The sequence below is a fragment of the Treponema parvum genome, from assembly GCF_017893965.1.
GTDB classification, from domain to species: Bacteria; Spirochaetota; Spirochaetia; order Treponematales; family Treponemataceae; genus Treponema_D; species Treponema_D parvum.
Genome location: NZ_CP054142.1, coordinates 1,352,814 through 1,367,951, shown reverse-complemented (window position 1 = coordinate 1,367,951; position 15,138 = coordinate 1,352,814). Strand labels below are relative to the sequence as shown.

Annotated in this window: 20 protein-coding genes; 16 read left to right on the top strand and 4 right to left on the bottom strand. The window is 40.9% G+C overall.

The window, feature by feature from the left end; all coding sequences use genetic code 11:
- Positions 1 to 78 precede the first annotated feature (78 nt).
- The 3 genes from HRQ91_RS06080 to HRQ91_RS06070 all read right to left on the bottom strand — a co-directional run bounded on the left by HRQ91_RS06080 (position 79) and on the right by HRQ91_RS06070 (position 2,742).
- Positions 79 to 417 (bottom strand): hypothetical protein, encoded by a 339-nt coding sequence (locus HRQ91_RS06080; protein ID WP_210118751.1) that lies wholly within the window; start codon positions 415 to 417, stop codon positions 79 to 81.
- Between the two features lie 151 nt (positions 418 to 568).
- Positions 569 to 1,150, bottom strand: a complete 582-nt coding sequence (gene rsmD / locus HRQ91_RS06075) for a 16S rRNA (guanine(966)-N(2))-methyltransferase RsmD (protein ID WP_210118750.1) — start codon at positions 1,148 to 1,150, stop codon at positions 569 to 571.
- Complete coding sequence (locus HRQ91_RS06070) at positions 1,150 to 2,742, bottom strand: ankyrin repeat domain-containing protein (RefSeq protein WP_210118749.1); 1,593 nt, start codon at positions 2,740 to 2,742, stop codon at positions 1,150 to 1,152. Before HRQ91_RS06070 ends, rsmD begins: the two co-directional genes overlap by 1 nt.
- Before the next feature lie 247 nt (positions 2,743 to 2,989).
- On the opposite strand from HRQ91_RS06070, the gene rpsF reads away from it, so the two are divergent.
- From rpsF to dnaB, 5 genes are all read left to right on the top strand, one after another.
- On the top strand, positions 2,990 to 3,283 hold the full coding sequence (gene rpsF / locus HRQ91_RS06065; RefSeq protein WP_210116498.1) for a 30S ribosomal protein S6: 294 nt from the start codon (positions 2,990 to 2,992) through the stop codon (positions 3,281 to 3,283).
- 50 nt (positions 3,284 to 3,333) lie between these two features.
- The gene (locus HRQ91_RS06060) at positions 3,334 to 3,801 is read left to right on the top strand and encodes a single-stranded DNA-binding protein (RefSeq protein ID WP_210116499.1); all 468 of its coding nucleotides are present in this window, start codon (positions 3,334 to 3,336) and stop codon (positions 3,799 to 3,801) included.
- A gap of 41 nt (positions 3,802 to 3,842) precedes the next feature.
- The gene (rpsR, locus tag HRQ91_RS06055) at positions 3,843 to 4,172 is read left to right on the top strand and encodes a 30S ribosomal protein S18 (protein WP_210118748.1); all 330 of its coding nucleotides are present in this window, start codon (positions 3,843 to 3,845) and stop codon (positions 4,170 to 4,172) included.
- A gap of 67 nt (positions 4,173 to 4,239) precedes the next feature.
- Positions 4,240 to 4,866 carry a 50S ribosomal protein L9 gene (gene rplI / locus HRQ91_RS06050; protein WP_210118747.1) on the top strand — a complete coding sequence of 209 codons (627 nt, stop codon included), beginning with the start codon at positions 4,240 to 4,242 and terminating at the stop codon, positions 4,864 to 4,866.
- Positions 4,867 to 5,177: 311 nt separating this feature from the next.
- Entirely contained in the window at positions 5,178 to 6,503 is a 1,326-nt protein-coding gene (gene dnaB / locus HRQ91_RS06045) for a replicative DNA helicase (RefSeq protein ID WP_210118746.1), read from the top strand.
- A 12-nt stretch (positions 6,504 to 6,515) separates the two neighbouring features.
- Here dnaB and HRQ91_RS06040 read toward each other — a convergent pair whose 3' ends face one another.
- Positions 6,516 to 8,075: a P83/100 family protein gene (locus HRQ91_RS06040; protein WP_210118745.1), complete on the bottom strand. Its 1,560-nt coding sequence runs from the start codon at positions 8,073 to 8,075 to the stop codon at positions 6,516 to 6,518.
- 381 nt (positions 8,076 to 8,456) lie between these two features.
- Between HRQ91_RS06040 and HRQ91_RS06035 the strand changes: the two genes are divergently transcribed.
- The 11 genes from HRQ91_RS06035 to HRQ91_RS05985 all read left to right on the top strand — a co-directional run bounded on the left by HRQ91_RS06035 (position 8,457) and on the right by HRQ91_RS05985 (position 15,092).
- Positions 8,457 to 8,732 (top strand): DUF4258 domain-containing protein, encoded by a 276-nt coding sequence (locus HRQ91_RS06035; protein WP_210118744.1) that lies wholly within the window; start codon positions 8,457 to 8,459, stop codon positions 8,730 to 8,732.
- 1 nt (position 8,733) lies between these two features.
- Positions 8,734 to 8,970: a type II toxin-antitoxin system MqsA family antitoxin gene (locus HRQ91_RS06030; protein WP_210118743.1), complete on the top strand. Its 237-nt coding sequence runs from the start codon at positions 8,734 to 8,736 to the stop codon at positions 8,968 to 8,970.
- Positions 8,971 to 9,129: 159 nt separating this feature from the next.
- Positions 9,130 to 9,543, top strand: a complete 414-nt coding sequence (locus HRQ91_RS06025; protein WP_210118742.1) for a hypothetical protein — start codon at positions 9,130 to 9,132, stop codon at positions 9,541 to 9,543.
- Positions 9,544 to 9,604: 61 nt separating this feature from the next.
- A complete protein-coding gene (locus HRQ91_RS06020; RefSeq protein WP_210118741.1) occupies positions 9,605 to 9,775 on the top strand; it encodes a hypothetical protein in 171 nt (56 codons plus the stop codon).
- Between the two features lie 259 nt (positions 9,776 to 10,034).
- On the top strand, positions 10,035 to 10,280 hold the full coding sequence (locus HRQ91_RS06015; protein WP_210120746.1) for a type II toxin-antitoxin system prevent-host-death family antitoxin: 246 nt from the start codon (positions 10,035 to 10,037) through the stop codon (positions 10,278 to 10,280).
- Positions 10,280 to 10,606, top strand: a complete 327-nt coding sequence (locus HRQ91_RS06010) for a type II toxin-antitoxin system RelE/ParE family toxin (RefSeq protein ID WP_210118740.1) — start codon at positions 10,280 to 10,282, stop codon at positions 10,604 to 10,606. The genes HRQ91_RS06015 and HRQ91_RS06010 overlap by 1 nt, the downstream gene beginning before the upstream one ends.
- A 200-nt stretch (positions 10,607 to 10,806) precedes the next feature.
- Positions 10,807 to 12,342: a BglG family transcription antiterminator gene (locus HRQ91_RS06005; RefSeq protein WP_210118739.1), complete on the top strand. Its 1,536-nt coding sequence runs from the start codon at positions 10,807 to 10,809 to the stop codon at positions 12,340 to 12,342.
- A 43-nt stretch (positions 12,343 to 12,385) separates the two neighbouring features.
- Complete coding sequence (locus HRQ91_RS06000) at positions 12,386 to 12,850, top strand: PTS sugar transporter subunit IIA (RefSeq protein WP_210118738.1); 465 nt, start codon at positions 12,386 to 12,388, stop codon at positions 12,848 to 12,850.
- Positions 12,847 to 13,107 carry an HPr family phosphocarrier protein gene (locus tag HRQ91_RS05995; RefSeq protein ID WP_210118737.1) on the top strand — a complete coding sequence of 87 codons (261 nt, stop codon included), beginning with the start codon at positions 12,847 to 12,849 and terminating at the stop codon, positions 13,105 to 13,107. Before HRQ91_RS06000 ends, HRQ91_RS05995 begins: the two co-directional genes overlap by 4 nt.
- A 6-nt stretch (positions 13,108 to 13,113) precedes the next feature.
- Complete coding sequence (gene ptsP / locus HRQ91_RS05990) at positions 13,114 to 14,811, top strand: phosphoenolpyruvate--protein phosphotransferase (RefSeq protein WP_210118736.1); 1,698 nt, start codon at positions 13,114 to 13,116, stop codon at positions 14,809 to 14,811.
- Positions 14,811 to 15,092 carry a PTS sugar transporter subunit IIB gene (locus tag HRQ91_RS05985; protein WP_210118735.1) on the top strand — a complete coding sequence of 94 codons (282 nt, stop codon included), beginning with the start codon at positions 14,811 to 14,813 and terminating at the stop codon, positions 15,090 to 15,092. Before ptsP ends, HRQ91_RS05985 begins: the two co-directional genes overlap by 1 nt.
- Positions 15,093 to 15,138: the final 46 nt, after the last annotated feature.

Here is a 15,138-nt window from a genome sequence, read left to right as displayed (position 1 = left end):
GAATTGGTGCGCTTATTGCGCACATATAATCAGCGACGTTTCGGCTTTGCCCGAATCGCGCAATATCTGCGGCTAAAATCATTCTTTTATCATTACTGATATTATTGAAGCTATTTTTTCCAGAATAGGTTCCGTTCTTTTTTTATTATGTGCGAGCAAAAACAATTTAAGGGCGTCTATGCTCTTGTTCTTTTTAAGATAAACATCGCCGATTCTTGTAAGTCCGTCCGAATATCCCGTGGTTATAAAAATTCTTTTAGCTTCTTCGATCTTCCCCTCGTTGAGGAGTGTGTTGCCTTTTCTGTTTAATATAACCTTTTGGGCCGAAGTTAAGCCGTCAACGGGAGTATCCGTAACTTTTATAAAACCGCCCGAACTCGAAAGCGAGCTTATCTTATTTTTTAAATCTTCCGTCATTAAATTTCTCTGCCAATAAAATACTTTTATCTTTGCTTCAATGGTATCACAAACAAATTTAATGTCAAGAATTTGTAAAACATATTGTAGAACATATGTAAAAAAATGTTTTATTCGTGCAAAGAATTCAATTCTTCGTCGCTGTAAACAATTACTTTACGCCGTTTGCAGTTTCGCCCTGAATCTCCGGCGTTGATTTTTGATAAAAGTCGACTATTGACCGGCCGTAAACGCGGCGGTCGGTAAGTTTAAATGCCGCTATAGTGTCGGGCATATGGTGTTCTTCCGGCCTGTGAACCAAAACCGTGCCGCCTTCAAGCAAAAGATCCCGTTTATATATCTGTTCGATAAGGTCGGCGTGAAATTTGTACGGGAAGGGCGGATCTAAAAAGATATAATCGAATTTATCTTTGCAGCGTTTTACAAAAAGTTCCACGGACGTAAAATGACATTGAATTTTAACGCCCATCTCTTTTTCCGTTATAAACACGTTATCCAAAACCGTACGGATCTTTAATCTGTCCCTCTCGCAGAGTTCGACTTTTTTAGCTCCGCGTGAAACAGCTTCTATTGCAATCGTTCCCGATCCTGAAAACAAGTCGAGAAAAGACTTTCCGTCCAAATTTCCGAGCACTGCAAAGACGGATTCCCTCATGCGGTCCATCGCCGGGCGTATTATGCCGTCAGGACACTTTATTATGCGCCCTTTTAAAACTCCTCCTGTGATCCGCATTAAAATCCGCCGTTCAGACTTAAAGCCCAGTATGTTTTATCTCTGTCAAGTTTTTTATTTTTATTTGCATAGTCAAAAGCGGTTTTGCCTTCCCTCGATCTCAGACTTTTTTCGGCGCCTCTTTGGAGTAAAAAAGCGATGGTTTCATTTTTGGAGCAGTTTTCAGCTGCAAGCATGAGAGGTGTTTTTCCGTCTGCGTAAAATTGATTTATGGAAAGTTTGTTTTTTAAAAAAGCGTCTATTACCGCGTGAGGCCTGTCAGAGCATATAGCCGAAATAAAAGAATCCTTTACTTCCTGTTCGTCCGGAGATCTGCCTTCAAGCAAGAGATAAACTATCTTTTCATTGTTTGAAAAACATGAAGCCAATTGAAGAGCTGAAATGCCGTATTTGTTTTTAAGCTTAAGATCGGCGCCGTTTTCAGATAAAAGTTTTAACGACGAATAGTCGCCGCCGTATCGCGCGCACCACATCGCCGCAGTCCATCCGTCGCTGTCCGAAGCGTTTACATTTGCGCCGGAAAATATGAGGTTTTGCATTAGATCGGTGTCGCCGTCGGCTGCGGCCTTCATAAGCTGTGTACGGCCGTGTTTATCGGCTTTGTTTGCGTCGGCTTTACTCGTAATTTTTGCGTTTACAATTCTGTCGGCCGTTTTTGTATCGTATTCTTTTTCTTCAGGAAAATCGTCAAACAAATAAACGGGAAAAGAACGGGCGGACACGGACACATTATTTAAAGAAAATCCGCTTGAGATGCTATCTTGAAGATCATCAAACCCTGATTCCTCATCGGCAAAATCTTTTTCACTGAAATCTGCCGTTTCATTGTCGTCGACAACTATGGCGTCCGCCGCTGCAATAGGTTCCTCCTCCGGTAAAATATGTTCGATATTGTTTTCGGCATTGTCTTCGACGGTTAAAATATCTTCCGTTTCGGAATTTTTTGAAGCCGTTTCTTGCTCAGACGGATCGGCAGCTGATATTACGGCGAGCGCAGCCGCTCCTGCGTCCATGACGGCTTTTTCATCCGAGATCGCGGGCTCGACTTCTTCTAAAGGCATAATGGAATAAGATTTGCTTTCCGCCGGCTTGGGGTAAATATATTTTGTCTTTTTTTCCAACAGGGAAAGAATTTCAGTATTGTCCGCAGAATAATCAAATGCGGTAAGACCGTTTTTATCTTTTTTCAAAGCGAAGTGCCGTTTTTGCCATGAAAAGTATCTGTCAAAATCCAATATCGATTCTACAATTTCAGGATCGTTGTGTTTGCACGCGTACATGAGAGGCGTAACGCCTTCTGCATTTTTGTATGATGAAGAAACTCCGAATTTCAAAAGCAGCGCGACAATATCTTTTTCACGACCGGCTTCCAAAGCGATGTGCAAGAGATTGTTTTTCGTGCCGGGCGCCTTGTAATAAACAAGATCGATATTCTTCATCAATGATTTTTTTATTTCTCTTTGAGTGCCGGACTTTACCGTATCAGCGATATTGTTTCTTTTTCCTGATGAAAACAGAGGCCGGCACGAATACAGCGCGATTAAAAAAAACAGAGCGAATGACAAATTTTTTTTCAACGGCCGTATTTTCATCAGCTAATATTATAGTAGATAAAGTGTTGTGGTCAATCGGGGATAGAATGTTTGAGTCCCATATCCGCAACTCGCATGGAAAAATCCTTGTTTTTGAAAAAGTAGGGCGGCGGAATCGGGAGGCGACTTATTGAAATTCCTGAAAGTTCGCCTTGACTGTCGCTCTTAAAATCAATATCATTAGGTTATCTTAAAAATCCCCCTTGGAGCTGCGTACGCGGCTTCCATATGTCCATAAGGAGTTAATATGAGAAAGTATGAGCTTATGGCTGTCTTCCCGGTAGACGAGGAGAAGTCAAAAAACGGTGCGGAATTGCTTCGCTCCGATTTGGCGCAATTCGGTGCGGAAATCGAAAAAGAAGAACCGTACGGTGATCGTGATTTGGCCTATGAAGTAAAAAAACAAAACCGAGGCCGTTATATTCTGTTTTCATTAAATATAAATCCCGGAAAACTAGAGGAAATTGACAGGAAATTTCATTTGAATGCCAATTTGCTCAAGTATCTTTTTGTTAGGATTGACGAAAAAAAAGCGCGCTGATTTGATACGCGCGAGTCAATAAATAATTTATATCATGCACAGAGGTAAAAATGACAGATCTTAATCATGTAACCATTATCGGCAGGCTTACGCGTGACGTCGGTACTGATGAGCGTTCTTTCGGATACCTTCCCAGCGGTCAGGCGCGTGCTAACGTCAGCCTTGCCGTAAACCGCAGCCGTAAAAACGGCGATCAATGGGTGGATGAAGTAAGTTATTTTGACGTGACTATATGGGGAAAACAAGCTGAAAGCCTTAAGCCGTATTTGACAAAGGGCAAACAGATTGCCGTTGAAGGTTATCTGCGGCAGGATCGATGGGAAAAAGACGGACAAAAAAACAGCAGAGTAACGATTACTGCTACAAATGTTCAGCTTTTAGGCGGAAAAACGGAATCCAATCAGCAGAGCGGGGGATATGTTCCGAAATTCCAACCCAAACAGGATACTATGCAGGATAACAATATGGATTCATTCGGCACGGATGCAAGTGCTTTTCCCGAGGATATTCCGTTTTAAAGAATATCCGTATATTTTTTTAAGTTTTAGGGGAGAAAATTATGTCTGACGAAATACAGAATATCGCTATGGAAGATGTAGTAAATGAAGATATGAACGCCGCTGTGGCTCAGGATTCCGGACGTGAAAACGAAGGACGTGGCCACGGTAAGGGCGGAAAGACTTTTTTTCATAAAAAGGTCTGCCGTTTTTGTGCAAATAAAACAAAGATCGACTACAAAGAATCGGATGCGTTGCGTCGTTATACGACAGAACGAGGCAAGATTCTTCCGCGCCGCATCACAGGCACATGTGCGAAACACCAAAGAGAGCTCGCCGTTGCGATTAAGAGAGCAAGGTCGATTTGTCTTTTGCCGTTTGTAGCCGACTAAATAAAATTAAGGCAAAGCGATCCGACTCCTGGTGACGCGGCCTTTAAAAAAAAGAGGAGCTTGTAAAATGAAAGTTATTCTTAATAAAGACGTAAAATATCTTGGTGAAGAAGGCGATGTAAAATCGGTAGCTAACGGATATGCCCGTAACTATCTTTTACCTCGTATGCTTGCGGTTCCGTACAATGAAGCGACTGTAGCTATTTTTGAAGGACGCAAGGCTGAAATCGAAGCGCGCAAAGAACAAAAGAGAAAGGATTCCGCAAGTCTCAAAGAAAGACTTGAACAGACCGCTTTGATAGCCGAAATGCCTGCCGGAGCTAACGGAAAACTTTACGGCGCTGTAAGCGCTTTGACCGTCGCAGAGCTTTTGCATAAAAGCGGTTTTGAAATCGAACGCAAGCGCATCGAAATTCCCGGCGTTACGATCAAATCTACCGGCAAGTATCATGTTACGATCAAACTGTATGAAGCGCAGACTGCGACGGTTGAACTGACCGTAAAAGCTCAGGAAACGGCACAAGAAGCGTCTCCGTCCGATAAAAAGAAAGAAAAAGGACGCCGCTTCTCCGAGGATGCCCGCGCAGAGACAGAGACCGAGGAAGCCTCATCTGAGCCCAAGCCTGAAGAGGCAAAGACCGAGCCAGTAGAGGAAGAAACTTCCGAAAGCGGAAGCGAAGCTGTCTCTTCATAATAAAAAATTATTTTGCCGCGAGTTTTTCGTAAAGAACTTGGGCTTGATTTTCCGTTTTAATTATCGAAGGCCGGCAACGCATAAATGTGAGTCCGGCCTTTATTATTGTGCACAAAGAGCGCACAAATGCGTCATTTTCTAAAATTGATATTTTCTGTAATGTCGCATTTTAGGGGAGGGGGGGGGCAACACCTTCGGCACTGTAAACAGTAACCGGCGCCGCTTGAAGCTTTGCTGGAATCTGCGGCAAGGTTGTTGATTGGGAAGTCTTTAATCATTTTACCGCGCAGTAGGTTTTGGGATAATTTATCATGGATAAGGTTTTAAAAGATAAAATTCCTCCTCACAATCTTGAAGCCGAGCAAGCCACATTGGGCGCTCTACTTTTGGATTGGGGCGCAATATCCGATGTTGCGGTATATTTAAAACCTGATAATTTTTATTCCGTTCAAAATAAAACGATTTACCGAGCGATGATTTCCATGGCGCTGCAAAACATCCACGGCGATACGCTGACGTTAATAAATGAACTGACTAAAACCGGCGAACTTGAACAGGCCGGAGGAACGGCTTATATTGCAGCGCTTACCGATACGGTGCCGACAAGCGCAAATATAGATTATTATGCCGGCATAGTGATGGACGCGGCGATCCGCAGAGAACTTATCCTTATAGCGGGGGAATTAAAGGCGTCTTCTTTTGATGAGACAAAAAACAGCAAGCACATTCTTGAAGAGGCTGAAAAGAAGATTTTTAATATCACAGAAAGAAATCAAACTACCGAAATCAACGGTATGAAGCAGGTGGTCAACGATACCATAGCCTTGATTGAAAAACGCATAGAAAATAAAAGCGGCTATACGGGAATCCCCTCAGGATTTTTGCATTTGGACAGCATGACAAGCGGTTTTCAGAATCAGGAGCTTATCATAATAGGCGCGCGCCCTTCGATGGGAAAGACCGCTATGGCTCTTTCAATGATACAGTACATAGCCGTAGATAAAAAAATCCCCTGCGGTTTTTTTACGCTTGAAATGTCCTACGCGCAAATCGGGCAGCGCCTTTTATCTCAAGTATCGCGCGTTCCAGGCGGAAAAATCAGATCAGGAATGCTGACATTGCAGGATCTTCAGAAGATACAGGATGCGGCGGGGCTTTGCTATCAGGCGCCGCTGTACATCGTCGATACGCCGAATATGCAACTTTTAGATCTTCGCGCGATGGCGCGCCGTATGGTTATAAATCAGCAGGTAAAAATAATTTTTGTGGATTATATAGGCCTTATTACTACTGAAAACTCAGCGGCTCCGGTTTACGAGCAGGTTTCGGAAATTTCAAAGTCACTGAAAGCCTTGGCGCGTGAATTGAACATTCCCATAGTTGTCTTGTGTCAGCTTGCCAGGGACGCTGAAGGCAACGAGCCCAATCTTGCCCAGCTAAGAGGTTCGGGGTCTATCGAGCAAGACGCCGACGTCGTAATGTTCATTCACAGAGAACGAAAAAAAGCCGATGAGGCGGAGCAGCAGCAAGTTTTAAATGTGAAGCTGATCATCGCAAAGCAACGAAACGGTCCTATCGGAGATGTAGAACTTTTGTTTTTGCCTTCGGTTACGCGCTTTGAAAACATTGCAAAATAGTAAACCTTTTTGCTATTTTACGGGCTTCAGATCGGAAGCGGATAAAAGCGCTATCTTTCCGCTTTCGTCGGTAACATAAAGAGTTTTTTCGTCGACTGTGATAGGCGTTCCGCTCTTTACGGCCGTGCTTGATTTTGCAAGAAGTTTTAGTTCCTTGTTGTACCTTGCAACGTAAAATTTATTTCTTTCCGAAAGAACACAGTAAAGTTCATTGTTGTGTTCTACAAGAACCGAATCTTCCGCTACGGTTTCCTGACTTTCGGCGGTTATTTCCATTTTTTCTTTATCAAGCAGGACCAATTTTACAATTCCGTTTCCGGTATTTTCGCCGGCTATCGCCGTAAAATTTTCTCCTGCAGGATAGATCGCTCTGTTTCGAATAACGGTCACAGGAGACTCGTTTATTATTTCGCCCGTCTTTTTATTGACTTTCACAAGCACGGAAAGCCGTTTTGCTTCATTGTAAAGGCGCAGAGCGTAAGCGGACGGAACGTTTTCATTTGCCGCCATGGCATTTATAAGCTGTTGCTGGTCTTTTGCAATGGTTTCTCTCTCCGTTACGGCTTCAGAATTCTTCGTATCGGCTTTTTTTTGTTCCGTTTCCGCTTTTTGTACATTCTCTTCGATTTTCTGTTTTTGCTCTTCAATTTTTCGTTCGGTTTGCGCCACTTTTTGTTCTGCAGCTTGAGCTTCTTTGCGCAAATTTTTATTGTCGGGCGCAGCTTCGGCTTTTTTCTGCGCTTTTTCGGCTTCTTTTTTTTGTTCGGCCAATTTTTCCTGATCGGCTTTAAGCTGTTTTTGACCTTCGACGGCCTGTTTTTGCGCAGCTTGAGCTTTTTCTTCGGCCACGGCGGCTTCTTTTTCTTTTATTTCAACCATGTTTTTACGCACATCGATTCCCTTGTCGCTTTCTTCGCGCATGGAAGAAACTACGTTTGAGTCGCTTATAGCGGACGTATCAACCGTGCTGAGCCCGCCCGACACAGGATCCGAAAGAGGAATTACGATTTGCGTCATCCCCGGCCATTGCGTATAGCTCAACGCAAGACCGGCTTTTTCAGGCGTTAATTCTTTTGTTACGACATCTTTGTATTTGCTTTTGAAAAAATCGATTTTACCGCGGTAAACTGCGTTATAAACGGTAATAAAAACGGATAAGGTATCGGCGTCGCTTTCGGAATAATTATATGCGGAGGATAAATAGGAAGAAATTATCCTTCTCAGGTTTGCAATATGATCGACTGACGCCGACGGCTCTAGAACAAAAATATCGGCGTCGAATTTTTCTTTTACGTTGGAATCTACCGCATGGATAACGTAATATCTTCCGCCGCTGCCTATTCTTGCAGAAACAGCCGGATTGGACAGTGAATTTCCAAGTTTTCTTCCTATATTTTTTATCGCTTGTACCGATTCGATTACGGAATGAGGTCCCGTATAGTTTTCAAAAATGACCGTTTCCGCTCTTGTGCTTGTGATTTCATCCCTGTTGACTTCCAATGCAAAAAGCATTGAAAAATTTATTAATACTACGGCACATAAAAAAACAATTTTTAGAAATGCATTTTTCATTTAAGACCTCTTTGATGGATTATACTATGAGAAAGATTTTTATTCCAGTTTCTTTATGAAATCGACGAAAAAAATAGGGGATAGTGAATATTTAATGAAGCAAATTAAGAAATTCCATTTTTTTTGTAAATTTATATTAAATAATCTTTTTTACCATTAATTGATGTGTCGGTTAAGTAATAACACAAACCGTCCGCTTCTTCGATTTTTTTTAGGTTGCTGAATGCCGATGTTATAAACAATGTGTCCATGTTTTTACCGCCGATAGAAACCGATGAGATGTTCGAACGACATATCATATTGCCGACGTATTCATAAAAAGTATATCGAAAGGCAAAGATATTATGCTATAATGTTTTAAGTAAAATAGGTGGTTATTTTGTGAAATATTTCTTTTCAGAACACGTTTTTAAGCGTATGGCAGAACGTGGTTTTTCGCCGAATATGATAAAAGATGTCATAAAAAATGGTGTGGTAATAAAAGAATATCCTGATGATACTCCATACCCAAGCAGGCTTATGCTTGGGTATGATGGTGATAGACCGATTCATGTTGTTTCATCTTATGATCAAAATGATGATATGGAATATATTATCACAGTTTATGAACCTGATACACAACTGTGGACTTCTGATTTCACACAGAGGAGGGATTGATATGAAATGTCCGATTTGCAAGTTTGGAAAAATGAAAGAAGGTTTTACACAAGTTGTACTTACCCGCGGAAGTGCGACGGTTATTTTCCGTAATGTCCCTGCAAAAATCTGTGACGACTGCGGAGAATATTACCTTGACGAACAGACAGCTCAAAATATTTATAATCGTGCAGATAATTGTTTTGCATCGGGGCAGGAAGTTGCAATTATGGAATATAAGCAGTTAATCTCTGCATAATTTTGTTCAACATGATTATTGCATTTATCGTGGGGACAATGAAAACTACAAAAAGTAAGCACTGAATATTGATAAGATGCATATAAATTAGGAAAAGCCAAACATCCATAGGAAATCAATTTTCACATACACTGTTTAAAAAAGTGATAAAACGAATGCATGAGATGGGAAGAATTTGAAGCGCTTGAGACAGAAAGGGAATATGACGGATATTTTTGCAGCATAAAAAACGTCGTTGTAATTGTGATTTTGGGAAGCTTGAGTGATTTAAAAAGCGTAAAGAAAATACACGAGTGGACAATAACCGAACATGTCAGAAAATTTCTGGAAAAAGAGTTTAATATCAAACGCCTTCCGTGTTATCGGTGGCTGTTGAATCTTCTTGCAATGATAAAGAGCGAATTGTTGAATCGAGGTATGAAAAACTGGGTTAATACTCTTGTCCCGCATCTTTCATCAAAAATAGCGACGGAAGAGGAAGGTCATAATAAGAAAAAGAATAAACCCTTTACAGTTGCAATAGACAGAAAAGAAATCCACTCTACAAGGAATATGACAGTCCTCTTAACATAGTCAGAGCACAAATAGGGGAATTAGGACTTACCCTAGCATTGGAAACGGTACAATCAAAGCATTGGACAGTGTTACCAAAACAGAAAGAGGACATGGACGAATAGAAACACGAAGTGCATATACGACTTATGATGTTTCATGGCAGGTGGGTGGTAAGGCATGGCCTTCTCTCAAATGCATAGGAGCCGTCCGTACTCAATTTAAGACGAATAAAGGCATAACCGAAGAATAGCATTATTATATTTCAAGTAAGGCTCTAAGCGCTGAGGAACTCCTTCATCATTCCAGAGAGGAATGGTCTACGGCATTATGTTCCGTGCTCTTATGAATCCTTTCGGCTTATTACACATTTTAGCCAAAAGTTGATTTCCGTGATAAAATTTATAAAAGCAGAATATAACTTGCAAATAAGCGCATTTTATTTATTGAGATCATGGATAAAATAAACTATAATTATTACATAAAATATTACGAATTTTAATGAGGTGAATATTATGATAATAAAACCTGTTTCCGATTTGCGTAATTACAATGTGGTGTTACAAGATGTTGCAGATGAATCACCTGTATTCCTTACAAAAAACGGAAGAGGCTGTTATGCAGTAATCTCAATAAGCGATTATGAAAAATTAACTGCAGCGAAAACCCTTGCCTCGGAATTGAAAAAAGGAGAAGATTCTGTGGTGGAAAAAGGCTGGTTGGATACTGGGACTGTTAGGACGCTGGTTGGACTGTAATGTTTGAGGTAAAAGTTTCTCCCCAAGCGGCAGAAGATTTACTTGGAATAAAGAATTATATAGAAAATGAACTTCAAAATCCAATTGCGGCACAAAATACTGTTTTAAAAATTATTGAAACATATGAAAATTTGTCAAATTTTCCTAATTCCGGAATTTCAGTAACAAAATATATTTCATTTCCTACAGATTATAGATTTGTACTTGCAAACAATTATTCAATTTTTTATAGAATCGAAAAAGAAGTAGTACGAGTTGTAAGAATACTATATTCAAGGAAAGATTTTGTTCATATTCTTTTTGATGGACAAGATAAAAACACATAACACGGTTTTAAAAGCCGAAAAAACATTGGTGCAGAAATTGTTATGCAGACGCGCTACATAGAAGCAAGCCTAGTTGAAAGTTTAGCGAACATGGCCAGCTTATTTACCTTACTCAATAAACAAAATGACAACAACTCTTAGTGTCAATAAAAATTTACTTTTTATTTACAGCTTCGTAAAAGTCGATACATAATAAAAATATGAATATCGGCGACTCAAGGATAATAAGTATTCTGAACGTACTTCTTGATGCACACGATTATATTTCTTCCGTAGTAATCGCCGAAAAAATCGATGCAAGCGAAAGCACTTTTTTCCGTCTACTGCCGCAAATTGAAAAATATATTCAACCGTATGACCTGTCCCTTGTAAAATTACGCGGCAAGGGATTTATGCTCACGGGAAGTAAGAACGCAAAAGAAACCCTTATCAATGATTTTGAGAGCAAAAACTATTCTCGGGAATTTTCTTTGGAAGAAAAAAGTTTTTTGGTGCTGCTTTATCTTTTGAATGAGAAAGACACGGTTAAAATTGCGTCACTTGCCCGCTGTCTTAATATTTCGGAAACGGGTGTGTCAAAAATACTTACCGAGCTTGAACAAAATCTTAAAAAATCCGGCTGCGTAATTTTACGTAAAAGAGGAGTCGGAACATATATCAGCGGAAATGAAATCGCCGCGCGGCAAGCGGCTTTGAATACGGCTTGTCTTTATCTGAATTTTAATGAATTTATGAGTTTGTTGTACACCTATATTCATGAACCGGCAATCCCCGAAAACAGACTTAAAATCTATACTTTTACGTGCGCCGTGTTTGAATATTTAAACGAAAAAACACATATAAGGCGAAATTTTGATTTTGTGGAAAAAATCGAAACGCTCTCATCAACTTCTTTTTCGGATATAGACTTTGTACTTTTATTTTTATGTGTCAGTATTATGGAGTTTCGTTGCGCCAACGGCTTTTTTGTGGCGCCTCGTAAAAACGATAAAGCCCATGAAGACGATCAGATAAGTGCCGAGATAAAACAAAGCTGCCGTTCTTTACATTTTCTAAAAGACAAAAATGATTATGCCGAAAGCGAAACGCTGTTTTTTACGGAAATTTTACAAAGTACCGAAGCTGCGGCAAGTATGTTTGAAAACCAGAAACACTACGGACAAATTGCCGGAAATTTTGTGTCATTTATAGAAGCGTCTTTGGACGGATACGTTACCGAACATAAAAAGGTAGCCTATATCGTATATTTACAAATAATGCATCTATTAAAAAATCGCCGGCAGCTTTTTTCGATGCAGAAATATACGGCGTCGTTTGCCGAAAATATTTTAAATAAAGACAACCGCATACAAAAAATCGTAAAACCGGCTGCGGATTTTTTACAATCGCGCCTCCGTGTTGATGTTTCCGAAGAAGAAGCAGGAGTTTTGCTGAGTTTTATAGCTCCTTTTTTTAGATCGAACATAAAAAAAATATCGGCCGTTCTGGTATGTGCGTCAGGTATCGTCGTGAGCAGCATTCTTAAAGAACGTATATGCAAGGAATTTCCCGAACTCGACCTTATCGAAACGGTGTCCGTGCGAAAGCTCACCGATTCATATATAAAGGAAAAAGGCATTGATTTTATTATTTCCGTTATAGATACCGTGCCCTTATCGGTGCCCGCCGTTTACATATCCGTTCAGTTGGACGGTTCGGACATACAAAAAATAAAAAATATTCTAAAAAATCGCTAAAGGCGAGTTTTTAGAATGCCCTTAGTATAAAGAGGAGAATGATATGCTTTCCGATTTTATTTTGGAACATAAAACCTTTTTGCTGCAAGCCGATGCGGTGACATGGCAAGAGGCGGTAAAAAAATCCGCGGATTTACTGATAAATGTCGGATGTGCTTTGCCTTCATATTACGAAGCGATTCTTGACGCTGTTAAAGAATACGGACCTTATTTTGTTATTGCACCCGGAATAGCTATGCCGCATGCGCGTCCCGAACAGGGGGCGCTCAAACTGGGATACAGCTTGGTGTGCTTGAAAAAACCCGTTTTTTTCGGTCATAAGGTAAACGATCCTGTTGACGTCATCTTATGCATTGCGGCTCCCGATAAAAAAGCTCTGAATGAACAGGCAATTATCGAAGTAATGACGCTCTTCGACAGCGACAAAGCTTTGTCCGGTTTGCGGAATGCGAAAACCGAAAACGATTTACGCCAAATTTTCCGCATAAGTAAGGGGGAGAACGCATGATTTCACGAGAAATAACCATACAAAATCCGACGGGTTTGCATACGCGTCCGGCAAACGATTTTGTAACGCTTGCAAATACTTTTCAATCGGACATCAGTATTCGGAAAAACGAAAAAACGGCAAATGCAAAAAGTATAATCAAATTGCTGCGTATAGGAATTTCTCAAAACGATACGGTTGTTTTGGAAGCCGACGGCGCCGATGAAGAAAAGGCCGTACAAGCGCTTGCGGAATTTATTGATCGATTAGAAGAGTAGAGCGGTATGGAAAAGCGGATAACGGGAAACGTGCTGTCCGACGGTGTGTGTGTCGGCTGCATAGTTAAGTGGACGGACGATTCGATTACTTTAGATTACACGGAATCGAAAGCAGCGGAGGTGCGCCAAACGCTCTTAAACGAAGATGCCGAATGCGACCGCTTCCGCAAAGTAAAAAACGCTGTTGCTGCTAAGTTGACTTCTCTTTTGACTTGTGCCGAAAACGATTCCGCCGCTGCAGGCAGCGCGGAAAAAGCTGAAATTATCCGCAGTTATATTGCCATATTAAACGATCCGGAACTCGAAAAAGACGTATTGCAATGCATACGGGAACAAAAAGTTTTTTTAACCGAAGCTTTAACGCTTACTGCACAAGAATATACCTACGATATGAGCGTACTCGAAGACGATTATTTAAAACAGCGGGCGCAGGATTTTGAACAGCTGTTCGCCATGCTTTTGTCGTACGCTTCGGGAAATGTTCAAAAAAGGCCGCACATAGAAAAACCGTGCATACTTGCGGCAAAGGTGCTCAGTCCAATAGATATGTCCGAAGTCGACAAAAATTTGCTGCTCGGTATTATCAGCGAAGAAGGGGGTAAAACCTCTCATACCGCTATTATCGCACGCTCCTACGCCATACCGATGATTTCCGGTATTCCGTATACTGAAATTAAGGAAAACGATAAAGCCGTCATCGACACGGAAAAAAAACTGTGCGTGCTTAATCCTGATGCCGCAACAGCTTCTTTTTATGCTGAAAGAACCGCCGAGCTGCAAAAAGAAAAAGAATATTTTAACGCTTTGGTTGAAAAGCGCGCCTTAACCGAAGACGGCGTACGCATAGAACTTATGGCAAATATCGGCTCGGTTCAAGAAGTCTCTCAAGCTGTCGCACAAAGGGCGGACGGGGTAGGTTTGTTCCGCACCGAATTTTTATTAAGCGAAGCCGGAACGGATTTTCCTTCAGAGAAAAATCAATTTAAAACCTATCGCGCCGTACTGCAAGGGATGAACGGAAAAAGCGTAACGATCAGAACTTTCGATATCGGCGGCGACAAAGTGTATCCGTGCGTGCATTTACCCAAAGAAGAAAACCCTTTTTTGGGATGGCGCGGCGTTCGGTACATGCTGGACAATACGGAGCTTTTGCATACGCAGCTGCGCGCCCTCTTGCGTGCAAGCGTGTACGGCACACTGCACATTATGTTTCCGATGATTACAACGGAAGAAGAAGTAAAAAGCCTGCTTTCTTCAATTGAGCGTATAAAAAAAGATTTGCACAAAGAAAAAATTCCCTATGGTCGCAATGTAAAAGTCGGGGTTATGATTGAAACGCCTGCCGCAGCATTAATTGCGGATAAGCTTGCTCAAATCGTCGATTTTTTCAGTATAGGTACCAATGATTTAACCCAGTACACACTGGCGTCCGACCGTAATAATACAAAGATTGCTCATTTGTATCGTGAAAATCATCCTGCAGTCTTACAGTTGATTAGGATGACAATAGATGCGGGGAAAAAATATAAAAAACATGTGTGTGTATGCGGTGAAATGGCGGGTAATCCGCTCTTTACACAGGAACTTTTGAATTTGGGATTACGCTGCTTCAGTATGACACCGGCAAATATTCAAAAGATAAAAAAAGAGATTCTTTCGGCAAAAATTACGGGTGCCGATAAAAAACAAAAAAAGGAGGTGTAATGAAAAGGGGCTTAATTGTGTGCCGAACCGGCATGGGAAGCAGTATGATGCTGAGAATTAAGGTGGATCAGGTTATTCGTGAAAACGGCTATCAACTGGAATTAGTTCATGATGCTTTAAGCGGTATTGAGCAATACCATGATGTAGATGTTGTTATTACAATGAATGATCTGGTACCGGAAATTAAGGGGAAGTTTAAATACTGTATCGGCATCGAAAATATTTTGGATAAAAAGGCAATAAAAAACGAGCTTGACAAATTTTTTGCCGAACAGTCTTAAAAACAACTTTTAGAGTAAAAGAAAATTAAATACAGGAGGAAAGTAT